The following is a 17,224-nucleotide window of genomic DNA, read 5'->3' as shown; positions in this document are numbered from 1 at the left end:
CTGGCTACACTTATTTAAACCTGCCTTCTCGCTTCTAAAACATTGGGAATTTGCATCAACTTCGCCAAAAGTCGTGACAGACTACTTAAGCCATCAATATCAACTGTCAATGTGATAAACGTCATGTTTTCATGCTTATTACTTTGAGTTTGTAATGCATAAACATGCGCTTTCTCATTCGCCAGTAATGAGGTTACATCCTTTAATAACTCAGAACGATTAAAGGCTTTAATCAAAATATCTACAACATAGTTTTCACGAGTAGCGCTTCCCCAGCTTACCTGTAAAAAGCGCTGTTTTTGTCGCTCACTTGCATGAATAATGTTAGGACAATCCTGACGGTGTACGGAAACCCCTCGGCCAATTGTGATGTAACCAATCACATTGTCTCCAGGTACAGGCTGACAGCAGCGCGCCATGAAAGTAAGTAAATTTCCTACCCCTTCAATACGTAAATCGCTTCCAGTAACCTCAGGTTTTCCTTGAGCTCTGACAAACTTATCAAGGTTTATTTCAGACGTTTGCGGAGGAGCAAGTTTATTAATAATTTGCCCTATTTTAATATCCCCACGTCCTAAATTAGCATACAGATCATCAAGCTTTTTAAAATGCAACGCACTAACAACTTCGTTAAGCTTATCGGATTTAATCCCTAAGGATTTCAATTCCTTATCTAATAATTCGCGCCCCTCTTGCAAATTACGCTCATAATCTTGCATCTTAAACCAATGTAATACTTTGGCCTTGGCTCGAGATGTTTTTAAATAATTTAAATGGGGATTAATCCAATCCCGTGAAGGTTTAATTTGCTTGCCGGTTAAAACCTCAACCTTATCTCCTGTTTTTAATTGATAAGTAAGCGGCACAATATGACCATTAATACGCGCACCACGGCAACGATGTCCCAGATCACTATGTACATGGTAAGCGAAATCTAAAGGTGTTACTCCCTGGGGCAAGTCTAAAACATCACCATCAGGTGTAAATACATAAACTCTGTCCTCAAGAAACTCTGTGGTTGTACTTTCAGGAACACCTTTATTACTGGCCATTTCCCTATGCCATGCTAATACATCGCGTAGCCATTCAATTTTGCGCTCATGACTTTCTTTATGAGTTACGCCACCTTCTTTATATTTCCAATGCGCGGCCACACCCATTTCTGCCAAATCATGCATATGGAAGGTTCTGATTTGTACTTCAAATACTCGTCCTTCAGGGCCTTCAACAGCCGTGTGCAAGGACTGATATCCATTCGCTTTAGGATTAATGATGTAATCATCAAACTCGGCTGGAATTTGCTTCCATAAAGTATGTACCATTCCTAATACTTCATAGCATTGGTGATCTGTTTCTACCAAAACCCGTACTGCTGTTGCATCATAAATTTCATCCAATGCAACGTTTTTACGCTTCATTTTTTTATAAATACTGTGAATATGCTTAGAACGCCCATACACTGCAAAATGCTCAATACCACTGCATTTGATCTGTTCATTTAATTGGGCAACGATGTCATTCACAAAACTATCGCGCTCCAAACGCTTCGCTTTTAATCCCTTAGCAATGGCTTTATAATCGGCTGGATGCAAATGGCGAAAAGCCAAATCCTCCATTTCCCATTTTATAGCCCCTATTCCTAAACGATTTGCTAAGGGGGCATAAATTTCCATGGCTTCAGTAGCCAATTGAATACATAACTCTTCAGGTAAATGCGCCGTTGCCCTTAGAATGCATAAGCGTTCTGCTAATTTGATTAAAACGACGCGAACATCATCAACCATCGCCAATAACATTTTTCGGATATTATCAATTTGATGTTTATTTTGTGGGTATTTGTTCAACGCTTGGAAGCTATGCATCGCGCTCATGCGCTCAATACCCTTTACCAGCTTGGCAATATTAGTGCCTAACTGTTCCTCGACATCATCAAGTGATAAATCAGCATAATGAACGTTTTCAAAAATAATTGCTGCAGCTAATGTTTCCGGATCAACCTCAAGATCTGCAAGCAGATCAGCCATTTCCAAACCTTGTTGCAAACAGGAGTGCCCCGTTTCGGTAGCATGATCCTGCCCTGATAATTGGCTTAAAGCACAGGCATTGCGAATGAGTTCAATACTGTCCAAATAACCTTTAGCACCAAGTTGATGTAACCATAAATTAACATCAATGCTGCCATCCGCAGCCAGGGGAACAGTATCTTTGACTCTAACCATGAGTATTATCCTTTTTCAAACAACGCGATTGACTCAACATGAGCAGTATGAGGAAACATATCCATAACACCTGCTTTAATCAAGACATAACCTTTTTGGTTTACTAAAATATCAGTATCTCTTGCTAATGTTACGGGATTACATGACACATAAACAATACGTTCGGGGTTTAATGCATCAATTTGCTTCACAATTTCCAAGGCTCCAGAACGAGGAGGATCTATTAAAATTTTATTGCAAGGTTGCTGCACTAGTTTTTGTACCTCCTGAACATCATCTAAATTAGCTGCATAAAAGCTTACATTATCCAGATGGTTTAATTTAGCGTTCATATAGGCTCGTTCAACCATTGCTTCGCTTCCCTCAACCCCTAATACTTTGGAGCAAAATTTGGCCATAGGAAGTGAAAAATTGCCTAGTCCACAAAATAAGTCTAGCACGACATCTGTACTTTTTAAGTCCATTAGCTCCAATGCAAGCGCTACCATTGAGCGATTTAGCTCTGCGTTCACCTGAGTAAAGTCAGTGGGATGAAATGAGTAGGTTATTTGGTAGTCAGGTAAGCTATAAGTTAAATAATCACCTGAATTAGGTGGATAAAAACAATATACGCTATCAGGACCAGCTGGTTGTAAAAAAATCTTATAGTGATAATCTTCAGCAAACTTTTTAATCCTTAATTCATCATCCGCCGTTAATGTAGATAAATTACGAAAGATAAGACCAATCTCATCGTCACCGGCTGCCACTTCAATTTGGGCAATGCAGTATTTATCTTCCATAGAATTAATTAAATTTCTTAAGGGGATAATATCTTGATCCAATCGGGCATTTAACACAGGACACTGAGTAATTTCAGCAATATATCGTGGATTATTTCGCTCTCTAAAACCCACCATTGACGATTGCTTCTTATCCACATAGCGTACGCTTAAACGTGCCTTGTTCCGATAATTCCAGTGATTGGCGACTAAAGGCGGTAATACACTTTGAGGCTGAGTATGGCCATAACGAGCCAATAAATCAATTAATTGCTCTTGCTTAAAATGGATTTGCTCTTTTTCACTTAGATGTTGCAAGGAACAACCACCACACATCGCATAATGTGCGCATTTGGGCTCGACACGTAAAGCAGATGCATCAATTACAGATAATAATTGCCCTTCATCAAAATCCTTTTTCACACGGGTATATTGAAATTCTACGGTTTCACCCGGTAAAGCACCTTGAATAAAGGTAGCTTTACCATTGATACGAGCCACACCTTTTCCATCATGGCTTAAATTAACGATTTGCGCTGTCTGTGGCGTGGGATTAGGTTTGGAACGAGTTCTTCTCATGAATTTCTTCTCAACAAATGTGTTTTTTAATCAAGGAAATACAAGTTGCAAGGGTATCATATCCGCAGCCTATTTGTCATGATAATTTGTCAATCACGAATTCATAGTGGGCAATTAAATATCACTTATTCTGTTCTGCTGTCTTAACCTCTTGAATGTTAAATTTTGACACAAGCCAAAAACAAACTGATTAATCAAGTAATTCACAACACTATACACAAGGTTATCCACAGATTTTGTGGATAAAACTTAAAAACGTTAATCATAGAATAGAAGATAAAAGTCGCACCAGCAAAGGATTTAAGCAAAGAGTTGAAGTTATTAATTGGAAGAAGGCCCAGAAGTAGCTAAAAAAGTTATCCACAAAGCGTGGTAGGGAAAGATGGCACAGCGGGTTGGATATAATAACAAAGAAAAAAATAAAAAACAGTCTTGACTTAGCATTTATATTAAATTTATAAAAAATGAGAGATTATTAATAACCAACCTATGCAGGTCACTCAGCTATACTATAATTTTTAGCACCTACAACTCCTATTACTATGCACTTAAATTTAAACTTTATTATTTTTTTAATTACCACCATTTATTATTATTTTAAAAAACGTACATACCTGCGATGTATTCTGATCCCATTAGTAAAATGGCATATAACCTACCCTTTAAATAGATCACAATTAGAGTATCTAGCAGCGACTAGAGGAATAAAAATAAAGCTTTCAAATAGTACAATAAATTCTGTAATGAGAATAATTAACTTTAAGAAAATTGAGTTTCCTCTTTCCAGACCCTGGCTCATAAAAAATCATCACATAAAATTAAACCGACAATGGAGATTTATATATACCATTAAGAGCGGCAGTACTATTCTTGACTTTATAGTGCTCGACCAAGAAAATTTAGAGGCTGCAAAGAGCTTTTTTAAACAATCTTTATCGGAAAATGGTATACCTATAGAGATTAATAACTATCTTACAGACATAGTAAAACGCGCAAATTACGATGATACGTTTTCTTAGAACCGAAAATGATGATGGTTAAAATTAGCACATGAGCACAAGTGATTGGTTTTCAAATAACTCACAGATCTATGCACAAGGTTATCCACAGATTTTGTGGATAACACTATAATTAAAAAAATTAGAGAAGCATTGTATAGACTAAGGTTTAAAAGGATTTTTTTAAGAGCGTGTGCTCTGAAAAAGTTAAAATGAGGATTTATTAAAAAAGTTATCCACAAGGGATATGAAGAGACAGATGAGGTATCTGGGGCGAGTATGATAACAAAGAAATAATGAAAAAACAGTCTTGACAGCCTACTTTTTTCTTAATTTTTTGTTTTTAAGAATGTACCTTTCTTTCTCATCAGTCAAATGTCCTAAACGCTAGAAATTTCTTTAAAAGAATCGCATCCTCTACCTTGTCATGATCTTTGTAATAATCCTTTTTAATTTCTGCTTCTTTAAATCCCATACTTTTATAAAGATGCAATGCAGGGGCATTACTAGGCCGGACTTCAAGCATAACCGAATGCGTGTCCTTAGTTTTAGTTAACAAATCAAGCACGTGCTCTAAGAACTTACGTCCATAGCCATGTGATTGTAAATGTTTTGCGATGCAGAAATTTAAGATGTGACAAACATGTTCTCTGCGCCTACAAATCATGTAGCCACCGAGCACCCACTCGTCATTTATTCTAGTTTCAAGAGCGAGGCAGTCATACCCTACCAGTACACAGTCTCTTAAAATAGCACGGCTCCAGGGGGCAATATGAACCGTGGTTTCAATTGCATAAACGTTATCTATATCAGATTCGTGCATACAGCGAATATTCCACATCATCCCTTGCTCCTAAAGAATGCGTCCCGTATTAGGCGAACTTCTAATACGGGGCGTTTGGCGTAAACTCCCGTAAGTACGCTGCGCTAATACGGGCTACGTACTTAGTCTTTCTTTTTTTTCGGCATATAAAGATCGGTAATCGTTCCTTCAAATGCTTCAGCTGCTTGCGCAATTGTCTCAGACAACGTTGGATGAGGATGAATCGTTAATGCGATATCCTCCACATCACAGCACATTTCAATTGCTAATGCAGTTTCAGCAATTAAATCACCTGCGTTAACGCCAACAATACCTGAGCCAAGAATACGATTCGTGTCAGGACAGAACAACAGTTTAGTCATCCCTTCTTCACGGCCCATGCTTAAGGCACGGCCACTAGCAACCCAAGGAAACGTCGCTTTTTCATAACGAATCCCTTTTTCTTTGGCTTCTTTTTCAGTTAATCCAGCCCAAGCTAATTCGGGATCAGTATAAGCCACACTGGCAATGCAATTAGGATCAAAATAGTGTTTCTTGCCGGCAATCACTTCAGCAGCCACTTTACCTTCAGGGATTGCTTTATGCGCTAGCATCGGTTGTCCAACCACATCTCCAATTGCAAAGATATGTGGAACATTGGTACGTTGTTGTTTATCTACCTTGATAAACCCACGCTCATCAACGTTAACTCCAGCTTTATCAGCATCGATCATTCCACCATTAGGCTTTCTGCCTACAGAAACAAGAACCTGTTGGAAGCAAAGTGGCTTATCCGTCTTATGCTCACCCTCCATGGAAACGTAAATACCATCTTTCTTCGCTTCAACCGCAGTAACTTTGGTTTTTAATAGGAATTTTACGCCTTTTTTAGTCATACGTTTTTGTAACACGTTAACTAAATCAGCGTCAGCGCCCGGAATTAATTGATCCATAAACTCCACAACCGTCACATCTACTCCTAAAGCAGAATAAACTGTTGCCATTTCTAAACCAATGATTCCCCCACCTAGAACTAATAAACTGCCTTTAATATCAGCAAGCTCTAGAGCACCAGTTGAACTGAATATGCGCTTGTCTTCAGGGATGAATGGTAAATTAACTGATTCCGAACCTACGGCAATAATCGCATTTTCAAACTCAACTTCAACAGGACCATCTTTGGTATCGACAGTAACTTGATGAGTACCAGAAAATTTACCTACCCCAGTAACCACTTCAACTTTTCGTTGCTTGGCTAGTGCTTTTAAGCCACCAGTTAATTTGCTAACAACAGAGTTTTTCCAAGCAACCATTTTTTTATTATCCATGGTTGGCTTACCAAAGCTCACACCTTGATCTTCCATCTCATGAGCTTCTTCAACAACTTTAGCAATATGTAATAAGGCTTTAGATGGAATACAACCTACATTTAAACAAACACCACCTAATGAATCATAACGTTCAACTAAAACAACTTTTTTTCCTAAATCAGCTGCTCTAAATGCCGCAGTATATCCTCCAGGCCCACTTCCTAATACGACAACATCAGTCTTTATTTTACTAGCCATTGCAAAACCTCTTTATTTATTAATCTGTTATTAAAGCAAAATTCGTCGAATATCACTTAAGCTATCACAAATAAAACGTGTGAAACGTGCTGCTTCTGCACCATCAATAACGCGGTGATCATACGATAAGGATAAAGGTAACATCAGTCTTGGTTGAAACGCGCCTTTTTCATAAACTGGTTTTATTTCAGAACGAGACAAACCTAAAATTGCAACTTCTGGGCTATTTACAATAGGAGTGAATGAAGTACCACCGATGCCACCAAGGCTAGAAATGGTGAAGCAACCTCCAGACATATCCGCAGGCATTAAACCCTTATCACGAGCTTTAGCACTTAGACGCCCCATTTCCATAGCAATTTCCGCAATACTTAATTTATCAACACTCTTAATCACAGGCACCACAAGGCCATTAGGTGTTTCTACCGCGATACCAATGTTGCAATATTTTTTATAAATTAAATTGGCGCCACTTGCATCCAAAGATGCATTAAATTGTGGAAAGGTACGTAATGCTTTGCTCACAACCGCACAAACAAATGCTAATAAAGTAAGTTTATAGCCTTTATCTTTAGAACGTTCTGCTTCTTCTTTTCTAAATGCTTCTACATCGGTTATATCCGCAGAATCAAACTGAGTCACATGCGGGATGGTAATCCATGAGCGATGTACATTCACACCAGTAAGCTTTTTAATTTTATTTAGTGGTTTTGTCTCAATTTCGCCAAACTGAGTAAAATCAATTACTGGTGCTGCAGGAATTCCTAAAGAACCGGAGACAGGTTGTTCGCTTAAACGCGCTTTAACGTAGGCCTGAATATCTTCCTTACCTATGCGACCCTTACGCCCACTTCCTTTTACATCTGCTAAATTAACTCCTAATTCTCTTGCCATACGTCGAACCGCAGGACCCGCAGAAACTAATGTTGCGGAAGCAGAGCTATATTCCGTAGGCGTAGGCGCTGGCTGTGAATTTACAGGCGTACTCGCTTGAACAGGAGCGGTAACAGGCGCTTGAGCAGCCGGTTGGGCCTCTTCTTTTGAAGTGGGTTTTGCGGCTGCAGTAGTTTTAGCCAGAAGGATTACATCTCCTTCGGCAACTTTGTCACCAACTTTAACACTTAACTTCGTAATAGTCCCTGCAACTGGAGATGGTATCTCCATGCTGGCTTTATCAGACTCTAATGTAATTAGTGGCATATCAACGGCAATCTGCTCACCGACCTTTACCATTACTTCAATAACGTCAACTTTTGCTCCACCAATATCAGGAATCTTTACTTCAATTTCCTGTTCTTCAGTTGTTGCAGAAGCGTCTTGGGTGGCTCTTGGTTCAGAACTTTGTTCTGCCGCTGCTGGTTCGCTAGGCTTAGTCTCTTCTTTAGGAGATGCACTTTCATTATCTACTGTGGCTAAAAGAATCACATCGCCCTCAGAAACCTTGTCTCCGACCTTAACTTTGAGACTGGTAACTGTTCCTGCGACCGAAGACGGAATCTCCATACTGGCCTTGTCTGATTCCAAAGTAATTAATGGCGTATCTATTTCAATCTTATCGCCAACTTTAACCAAAATTTCAATCACATCAACCTGGGTAGAACCACCTATATCAGGGATCTTTACCTCTATTTCATTTGCCATATTTGTCCTCTAATGTAGTCTGGATAAAGGCTAGAACGTACAGCTCTAGCCTTCGTTGAACACTCTTAATGAGTTACTGGATCCAGCTTGTCAGGATTAATGTTGTAACGCTTAATTGCATCAACTACTTTAGACTTATCGATGCTGCCCTCAGCAACTAAAGCATTTAACGCAGCTAAAACGATGTATTTCGCATCAACTTCAAAGAAATGACGTAAACGTTCACGAGTATCGCTTCGCCCATAACCATCTGTACCTAAAGTCACATAACGATTAGGAACAAAAGGACGAATTTGATCAGCAAAAAGACGCATATAATCTGTTGCTGCAATAACAGGGCCCTGTTTTCCTTTTAATTGTGTAGTCACATAACTTTCTTGTGCTTGTTGCTCTGGGTGCATCGCATTATATCGCTCTACCGCTAAACCTTCGCGACGTAACTCATTAAAGCTGGTTACACTCCAAATATCAGCAGTGATTGAGTAGTCTGCTTCAAGCAGCTCAGCCGCTTTAATTACTTCACGAAGAATAGTTCCGCATCCCATTAATTGGACATGTTGCTTTGATTTCTTTTTGCTTTCTTGCAATAAATACATTCCCTTAATAATGCCTTCTTCAACTCCCTCCGGCATATCAGGTTGGACGTAATTTTCGTTCATGACCGTAATGTAATAAAAGACGTTATCCATTTTTTCATACATACGATATAGACCATGTTGAATGATCACAGCTAACTCATAAGCATAAGTCGGGTCATAACAAACACAGTTAGGAATGGTTGATGCCATAATATGGCTATGTCCATCTTGATGTTGTAACCCCTCACCTGCAAGTGTAGTACGACCAGCGGTGCCTCCTAATAAGAAACCGCGAGCTTGCATATCACCAGCAGCCCAAGCCAAGTCACCAATACGTTGGAAACCAAACATTGAATAGTAAATGTAGAAAGGAATCATCGCCAATTGATTGGTGCTATAAGAAGTCGCTGCTGCAATCCAAGAACAGAATGCGCCGGCCTCATTAATTCCCTCTTCAAGAATTTGACCATCTTTCGCTTCGCGATAGAACATGACCTGCTCATGATCTACTGGCGTGTAAAGCTGTCCGACAGGTGAATAAATACCAATTTGACGGAACAAGCCTTCCATACCAAATGTTCTACATTCATCTGGAACAATAGGCACAATTCGTGAGCTAAGTTCTTTATTCTTTAATAAAACAGAAAGAATACGAACAAAAGCCATCGTGGTAGAAATCTCACGCTCTCCCAAGCCCTTCGTAATAGAGGAAAAATCAGCCAACTCAGGAGCTTTCAATGGTTCAACCTGTGTTGTACGTGAAGGTAAATAACCACCTAATGCTTCACGCTGCTTTTTAAGATATTTAATCTCTGGGCTATCCTCTGCTGGCTTGTAGAATGGTATCTCAGCAATTTGTTCGTCGTTAATTGGAATATTAAAGCGGTCCCTGAAGACCTTTAACTGATCAGCAGTCATTTTCTTTTGCTGATGCGTGATGTTTTGTCCTTCACCTGCAGCACCCATCCCATAACCTTTAATTGTTTTCGCAAGGATTACGGTAGGAGTTCCTTTATGTGCCACGGCCTCGGCATAGGCTGCATATACTTTTTGAGAGTCATGGCCGCCACGGTTTAAGCGCCAAATATCGTCATCGGAATAGTGCTCAACCATTTTCTTTAGCTCAGGATATTGATTAAAGAAATGTTGTCTTACATAGGCTCCATTATTTGCTTTATAAGCTTGGTATTCACCATCAACACACTCTTCCATACGCTTTTGTAACCAGCCATCTTTATCGACTGCGAATAAAGGATCCCAACGACTACCCCAAATCACTTTAATCACATTCCAACCAGCTCCCCGGAATACACGCTCCAGTTCTTGGATGATTTTACCGTTACCGCGAACAGGGCCATCGAGACGTTGTAAATTGCAATTCACCACAAAAATAAGGTTATCCAATTGCTCACGAGCGGCAATGCTTAAAGCACCTAAAGATTCTGGCTCGTCTGTTTCTCCATCACCTAAAAACGCCCATACTTTTCTACCAGTTTCTTTAATTAGACCACGATGCTCTAAATATTTTAAGAAACGCGCTTGATAAATAGCTTGTAATGGCCCTAATCCCATCGATACTGTTGGGAATTGCCAAAAATCATGCATCAACCAAGGATGGGGGTATGAAGATAAACCATTAACTTCCACTTCTTGTCTGAAATTGCTTAATTGATTTTCATCTAAGCGGCCCTCAAGAAATGCACGCGCATAAATACCTGGTGAAGAGTGCCCTTGAATGTAAAGTAAATCACCACCGCCTTCACTATTAGGCCCTTTAAAAAAGTGGTTAAAACCTGTCTCATAAAGTGTGGATGAAGAAGCATAAGATGCAATATGGCCACCCAGCTCAGCAGCATATTTTCCAGCGCGCAATACCATTGCTACTGCGTTCCAACGAATTAAAGCACTGATGCGTTTCGCCATTCCCTCATCAGGTGGGATTGGCTTTTCTTCATAAGTTTTAATCGTATTGCGATAAGGCGTATTGAGCGAGCTTGTTAGTTTTACTCCTTCAATATTCGCCTTATTTAAAAGTTGCTGTAAAATAAAAGCTCCGCGCTCAGCACCATCATTGGTTAATACAGCTTGTAGGGCATCCAGCCATTCACGCGTTTCAATAGGATCCAAATCTAAATTAGTTTCATTTGCCATGAACATGTCCCCGACATTCTTTTTTACTATTAAACACAATTAGGTATCGCTTGTAATCGTTTATGGATTACACCAGAACAACTTTGTTTACATGCCATTAAATCAGACATGCAATCACATGTAACTTTGCGGCATTGTAGTGGATCGCGGTAAGAATTCAACTCACGCATGACCTTTTTACCTTCAACTTTTCGCTCATTCACATATTTTGAAAAATTTGCGGCAGATTGGCGTGTTGAATTCCAAGAACAGTTAGGACAGTTATCAACACAATTTTGTCTGCAAAACTCAAGATGCTGCATACATGTTGCGTGGCATTGAGCTAAAGCTTGTCCTCTAAGCTCAGCTTTAGATACACAGCCTAAAAGGCTAAATAAGAGTACACAAAAACAAACACGTATTAAAAAATTCATCGACCAAGAATCCATCTAATTAAAAACACATGACCTTCCTATTCAACGGCCACGGCGTGTTCGCAAACTCGGACAAACCGTGGGAAGTCGATACAGGTATATTGCTCTTATAACCAAGAAATCAATGTAAACAACGCAATGAGTACTAAAGCAACAATAATTGCATGCTCTACCAATCCTTCTGCGACTGGCATAGGAACGTCGTCTGAATCATTAGTGCGAGCCGCCTGCAAGCCACATTCGCGGATCATTTCATTGTTAAAATCAGGCTTGGCTAAAAAGTAATTAGAAAACAATTTAAAACCACGTTGGAAATTACCAACCAATAAGAATAAAAGAACAGTTAAACGTGCCGGTATCCATTCAAGCAGATCAGCAACTTCATTTGCCTGGAAACTGACGGGAGCAATAGTTCGACATAAAGCGATTAGACGATAAGCAACCATAGCGATTGGCCCTGCAACAATATACCAAAATATCACCGAAAATAACTGTTGGTTTACCATGGATAAATAATTGCCAGCAAGTTCATTACTATTTTCCGCTTCTGCCTGAGTCACTGGATAGAAGACATTTTGTGGACCTAGACAATAAAAAAACAATATGATATTTAAAAGCACGCCCATAAAGCCGTAAAATATCCCGTGAAGCAGCAAGTAGAGGAAAGCTGTCGCGATAATGAGCGGTAATACAATTAGCCCCAATAAGGCCCATGGGTTACTAAAAAAACCATGCTTATCCGCCATGTTTTTAATTGATTGATAATAATTATCAAACCAATAAAACCGCTGATAAGAAATGGTATGAACCAAAAAACGCTCACTGAACAAGCACAATAATATAACTAATAATTTCATTATAATTAATCCTTACGCATTTTATCAGACAGTGCTATAGGGGTTGGGTATTTCAGCACAACTAAATAGGAAGAAACGATAAAGGTTAAAATAGTCGTCGCTTGAATTAAGTTAGAGGCTAATTCTGAAATAAGTTTTGAGCTTAATGCGATACTAGCAACAAGCAAAGAGAACTCGCTAGCCTGTCCTAACCGGATACCTACCTCTTTAGAAACTTGTTTCTTTTCACCTGATTTTTCCAATAATAAGTAAAATAAAGCAGGCTTAACGACCAGAAGTAATGCAGACAAAATAAGTGCCGGAACAATTACTTGCTCTGCAAAACCAAAATTGAATGTCGCACCAATGGAAAAGAAAAACATTACTAAAAAGAAGTCTCTTAATGGTTTTAAACTTTCTGCAATAAAAAGAGAAATAGGACTTGCTGCTAAAGCAACTCCGGCAACAAAAGCACCAATATCTTCAGAAAGACCTATTGATTGCGCCAATACCGACAATCCAAGGCACCAACCAATAGACAATAAAAAGACATACTCTTGAGTTCTATCAAATCGTGCCAATAATCTAATTAAAATATGTTTCTCAACAGCAAAAGCAAACAAACATAATGCAGGCAAAGCAAGACCAACCAGGAATAAGTCATCCCAGGAAAGTCCTCCGGTTTTTTGCGCCCCATTAATTAAAATCAATACAACAATTGCAATGACGTCTTGCATCAGCAACACGCTGATCATAACCTCACCTGTATGCTGGTGATGTAAAATAGTCGTAGGTAATAATTTTAAGCCGATGATCGTACTGGAGAACATCATCGCTCCACCTAAAATCCACGATTCAGTTACAGTAAGACCAAAATAACGCCCGACGCAATAAGAAAGTGCGGCAAAAAGAAGTGAACTAACTAAAGCAATCCAAGTGACTTTCCTCAGCATATGCACCAGATTTTGCGGTTGTAAGTGCAACCCTAACAGGAACAGAAGAAACACAATCCCTATATCCCCTACCTGTTGCACTGTAGTCACGTCAGGCACAAGTCTCATCCCCCACGGACCAAGTATGGCGCCAAGCAGAATATAGGCAACTAATAATGATTGCTTGGTATATAATACCAGCGTCGATAAAAATGCAGCTCCTGCAAAAATTAAAAATATTGTGTAAAAAACAGAGCCTTCATGCATTGATCGAACACCTCACCATTAAAATTAAACAAACTTTGACATTACTTAAGCACGTCATCCCAAATGCAATGAGGTTATCCCCTGAATTTGCATAAAACATTATAAACTATTTATACGCCCTATTCAGAAAATCTTATTAGTAATTCCTCAGGATAACTTTTTCAAGATCAACATCGACTTAGGTTAATTATTCCATATACCGCTGCTAAATCAAAACAGAAAAAGAACCTTTTACACCATTACGCGCTAATTTTTGTTTTAAACTGTCAGCCATGTTCTTACTAGTAAATGGCCCAACCCGAACAATATAGTGTTTTTTGTAATGTTCAATCGTTACCGGAGAACGAGATAAGCGATCTAATTTCGCTTTCAACTGCTTTGCCGATGTAGCCGTTACAAAAGCCCCTGCTTGGATAAAATAGCGGCCTTCAGTCGCAGGACCAGCTAATGCTTCGATCTCAACAGGAGCAGTACCTTTAGGGAATACTCCCAGCTTTAATGCTGCCGCATAAGACAGATCGATTATACGGTCAGAATGAAACGGGCCACGATCGTTTACTTTAACGACAGCTACTTTCCCATTGTTTAAATTCTTTACGCGTACATAGGTCGGTAATGGTAGCGTCTTATGGGCTGCAGACATAACATACATGTTATAAGGTTCGCCACTTGAAGTTCGTTGCTTATGAAATTTAGTTCCATACCATGAAGCCACCCCTCGAGCTTTGTATCGGCGTGTATTGGTCATAACCTGGTAAGCTTTTCCATCAACATAATATTCCGTTGGGTTTCCATAGCGACTTAAAGGTTCTTTAGTAGGTACTGGTTCTTTAAAGCTTATTTTTCGCCCTTTAGTCGGTGCACCATCCTGTGCCTGGGTGTAGCGATTCCCTTTGTTATTATATCGATTATAAATCGCTTGGCTTCTATTCTGCGGGGTACTTTTTGCAACCTGTTTGCTTCCTGCCACCCCAGAGTTAAGAGACTGATTTGTAGTTTGGCAACCTGCTAATAAGATTGCTACAGCAATAAGTATCTTTCTCATAAATTTCCAAAATTTGAAATAAATGTTTTGCTGTAATATACAGAAAGATTATGAAATTACGAAGGATTAACTGGAAAAAAACCAATAACAATCAAAATTAAGCCCAAAAAGAATTAATATAAATCGCATCGGCTTATAAAAAAACCATATGGGCTAATAATAAAAACATTGTGCTAAATTACTTTATGTACTCCAGTAACAAATAAGCGTATTTTTATGAAAATAATTTAATATTTCTCATTCTGTTAATTGGTCGCTTGCACTAGGCTGTGGTAAGATATGACATTTTGTAACCCATACCAGGTAAAAACATGACACGAGCAACGTCTTTTTTATTGACTACACTGTTTCTTATCACTTTATTTGTCCAATCAACAAATACTTTTGCTGATGGCTCAGACACCTTGGAAAGACCAACTCCTAATGCGGATCTGGAAAGACCATCACCTACAGTAACCAATAAGCCATTAGTTACTCCAGCAGCTCCTATTCTGAACGCTAAGGCGTACATTCTTATTGATGTAAACAGTGGAAAAATTATAGCTGAGAAAAATAGCGAAGAACGCTTGCCTCCTGCCAGTTTAACTAAAATGATGACTTTATATGTCATTTCTAACGCCCTGCAACATGAGCAAATACATTTGACTGATTTGGTTCGTGTAAGTAAAGAAGCCTGGAAGATAGGCGGCTCACGCATGTTTATTAAAGAAGGACAGCAAGTTCCTGTTGAGGACTTACTCAAAGGAATTATTGTTGACTCAGGTAACGATGCTTGCGTGGCAATGGCAGAGCATGTCGGCGGAACTGAAAACTCATTCACCGATCTAATGAACCAGCAAGCGCAAAACCTTGGTATGAAAAACAGTCATTTCACAGACAGCACTGGTTTACCTGATCCAAATCTCTATACCACTGCTAAAGATCTAGCGATTCTTGGTAGAGCCTTAATTGTTGATTTTCCACAATACTACGATTGGTATAAACAAAAGTGGTTTACCTATAATGGAATCCGCCAACCAAATAGAAATCGTCTTTTGTGGCGTGATAACCAAGTTGATGGTTTAAAAACAGGCCATACAAATGAAGCCGGCTTTTGCTTAGTATCTTCTGCAAAACGCGATAACATGCGCCTCTTAGCCGTTGTTTTAGGTGAGCCTAGTGATTCATCCCGTGCTGATGATAGTGAAAAACTATTAAACTATGGCTTTAGATTTTTTGAAACACACCAACTTTATAAAACAGGCCAAGCGGTTACTGAGCTTCCTCTTTACAAAGGCACTACAGATAAAATATCTGTAGGCTTAAATGAAGATCAATTCATTACTATCCCTACTGGTCAATATCAACGCCTTAATGTATCAACTAAAATTCCTTCTTATTTAGAAGCTCCAATTAAAAAAGGCGATAAAGTGGGCGATTTAGTTGTACAATTTGATAATAACGTTATTACTACCCGTCCTGTTTATGCATTACAAGACGTTGAGTCGGGAGGCTTCTTTACCCGTATGAAAGATTCCATTCGCTTAACATTTAGAAGCTGGTTTGGCTCTTAAGGTTATAAGATGACAAAAACAACATTAATCGAATTTCCCTGTCATTTTCCTATAAAAATAATGGGGAAAAATTCCCCAACATTTCTTGAGGAAATTAGGGAAATAACGCTAAAACATTTCCCAACGATTGAGCAAGAGAAAATTACTCATAAGCCCAGTAAAGAAGGTAATTTTTTAGCAGTTACAGTTGTTGTTTATGCAGAAAATCAGGAAATGCTTGATGCATTTTATCAAGATGTAACAAAGCACCCCGATATTAAAATGGTTCTATAATGCAAATACGACAGCTTGGTATTCAAAACTACAGTGATGTTTGGTTACAGATGAAAGAATTCACCTTACATCGTAACGCTGAAACGCACGATGAGCTTTGGCTGTTGGAACACCATGCTGTCTATACTCAAGGCCAAGCAGGAAAACCTGAACATATTTTAAACCCCGCCTCTATTCCTGTGGTTCAATCTGATCGGGGTGGACAAGTAACTTATCATGGCCCAGGCCAATTAGTTGCTTACGTTCTAATGGACATAAACCGGAGAAATCTAGGTGTTCGAACCTTAGTTTCCCAATTGGAGCAAACCTTAATCGCGGTCCTTGCTCAATATGATATTGAAGCGACCATACGTTGCGGCGCTCCCGGTGTTTATGTTAAAGAGCAGAAAATTGCCTCTATTGGTTTACGAGTCAAAAATGGCTGTACTTATCATGGAATTGCACTGAATGTTGATATGGATTTAAAACCATTTTTAGGAATAAACCCCTGTGGATTTGCTAAAATGGAAATGACACAAATCAGTCATTTTTATCCTAAAGTATCATTAGAAGACGTTAATCAACAATTCACGCAATATTTTCTACAACAATTTAGCCAATGAGCCATT

The 17,224-nt window shown here is 39.0% G+C and carries 13 protein-coding genes; 3 read left to right on the top strand and 10 right to left on the bottom strand.

The features are described from left to right. Positions 1–14 precede the first annotated feature (14 nt). From relA to BN3124_RS12075, 10 genes are all read right to left on the bottom strand, one after another. Complete coding sequence (relA, locus tag BN3124_RS12125; protein WP_058535054.1) at positions 15–2,219, bottom strand: GTP diphosphokinase; 2,205 nt, start codon at positions 2,217–2,219, stop codon at positions 15–17. A gap of 5 nt (positions 2,220–2,224) precedes the next feature. Next, positions 2,225–3,559, bottom strand: a complete 1,335-nt coding sequence (gene rlmD / locus BN3124_RS12120; protein ID WP_058535053.1) for a 23S rRNA (uracil(1939)-C(5))-methyltransferase RlmD — start codon at positions 3,557–3,559, stop codon at positions 2,225–2,227. A 1,365-nt stretch (positions 3,560–4,924) separates the two neighbouring features. Then, positions 4,925–5,401 (bottom strand): ribosomal protein S18-alanine N-acetyltransferase, encoded by a 477-nt coding sequence (rimI, locus tag BN3124_RS12110; RefSeq protein WP_058535051.1) that lies wholly within the window; start codon positions 5,399–5,401, stop codon positions 4,925–4,927. Between the two features lie 101 nt (positions 5,402–5,502). Next, positions 5,503–6,927 carry a dihydrolipoyl dehydrogenase gene (gene lpdA / locus BN3124_RS12105; RefSeq protein WP_058535050.1) on the bottom strand — a complete coding sequence of 475 codons (1,425 nt, stop codon included), beginning with the start codon at positions 6,925–6,927 and terminating at the stop codon, positions 5,503–5,505. 30 nt (positions 6,928–6,957) lie between these two features. Next, positions 6,958–8,568 carry a dihydrolipoyllysine-residue acetyltransferase gene (aceF, locus tag BN3124_RS12100; RefSeq protein WP_058535049.1) on the bottom strand — a complete coding sequence of 537 codons (1,611 nt, stop codon included), beginning with the start codon at positions 8,566–8,568 and terminating at the stop codon, positions 6,958–6,960. Positions 8,569–8,633: 65 nt separating this feature from the next. After that, positions 8,634–11,297 carry a pyruvate dehydrogenase (acetyl-transferring), homodimeric type gene (gene aceE, locus BN3124_RS12095; RefSeq protein WP_058535048.1) on the bottom strand — a complete coding sequence of 888 codons (2,664 nt, stop codon included), beginning with the start codon at positions 11,295–11,297 and terminating at the stop codon, positions 8,634–8,636. Between the two features lie 29 nt (positions 11,298–11,326). Next, positions 11,327–11,710, bottom strand: coding sequence for a hypothetical protein (locus tag BN3124_RS12090; RefSeq protein ID WP_058535047.1), 384 nt, complete (start codon positions 11,708–11,710; stop codon positions 11,327–11,329). Between the two features lie 107 nt (positions 11,711–11,817). Next, positions 11,818–12,567: a regulatory signaling modulator protein AmpE gene (gene ampE / locus BN3124_RS12085; RefSeq protein WP_058535046.1), complete on the bottom strand. Its 750-nt coding sequence runs from the start codon at positions 12,565–12,567 to the stop codon at positions 11,818–11,820. Between the two features lie 5 nt (positions 12,568–12,572). Continuing rightward, a complete protein-coding gene (locus tag BN3124_RS12080) occupies positions 12,573–13,745 on the bottom strand; it encodes a cation:proton antiporter (RefSeq protein ID WP_058535045.1) in 1,173 nt (390 codons plus the stop codon). Between the two features lie 205 nt (positions 13,746–13,950). Continuing rightward, positions 13,951–14,790, bottom strand: a complete 840-nt coding sequence (locus BN3124_RS12075; RefSeq protein WP_058535044.1) for a septal ring lytic transglycosylase RlpA family protein — start codon at positions 14,788–14,790, stop codon at positions 13,951–13,953. Between the two features lie 311 nt (positions 14,791–15,101). Here BN3124_RS12075 and BN3124_RS12070 point away from each other — a divergent pair, with 311 nt between their 5' ends. Genes BN3124_RS12070 through lipB form a run of 3 tightly spaced genes read left to right on the top strand, consistent with a single transcriptional unit; the run spans position 15,102 to position 17,218 of the window. Then, positions 15,102–16,343, top strand: a complete 1,242-nt coding sequence (locus tag BN3124_RS12070) for a D-alanyl-D-alanine carboxypeptidase family protein (protein ID WP_058535043.1) — start codon at positions 15,102–15,104, stop codon at positions 16,341–16,343. Between the two features lie 9 nt (positions 16,344–16,352). Next, positions 16,353–16,616 carry an HP0495 family protein gene (locus BN3124_RS12065; protein WP_058535042.1) on the top strand — a complete coding sequence of 88 codons (264 nt, stop codon included), beginning with the start codon at positions 16,353–16,355 and terminating at the stop codon, positions 16,614–16,616. Next, positions 16,616–17,218: a lipoyl(octanoyl) transferase LipB gene (lipB, locus tag BN3124_RS12060; RefSeq protein WP_058535041.1), complete on the top strand. Its 603-nt coding sequence runs from the start codon at positions 16,616–16,618 to the stop codon at positions 17,216–17,218. The genes BN3124_RS12065 and lipB overlap by 1 nt, the downstream gene beginning before the upstream one ends. Positions 17,219–17,224 lie beyond the last annotated feature (6 nt).

The organism is Legionella saoudiensis (assembly GCF_001465875.1).
In the GTDB taxonomy this organism is placed as follows: Bacteria; Pseudomonadota; Gammaproteobacteria; order Legionellales; family Legionellaceae; genus Legionella; species Legionella saoudiensis.
This window is presented reverse-complemented; position numbering and strand designations above follow the sequence as displayed.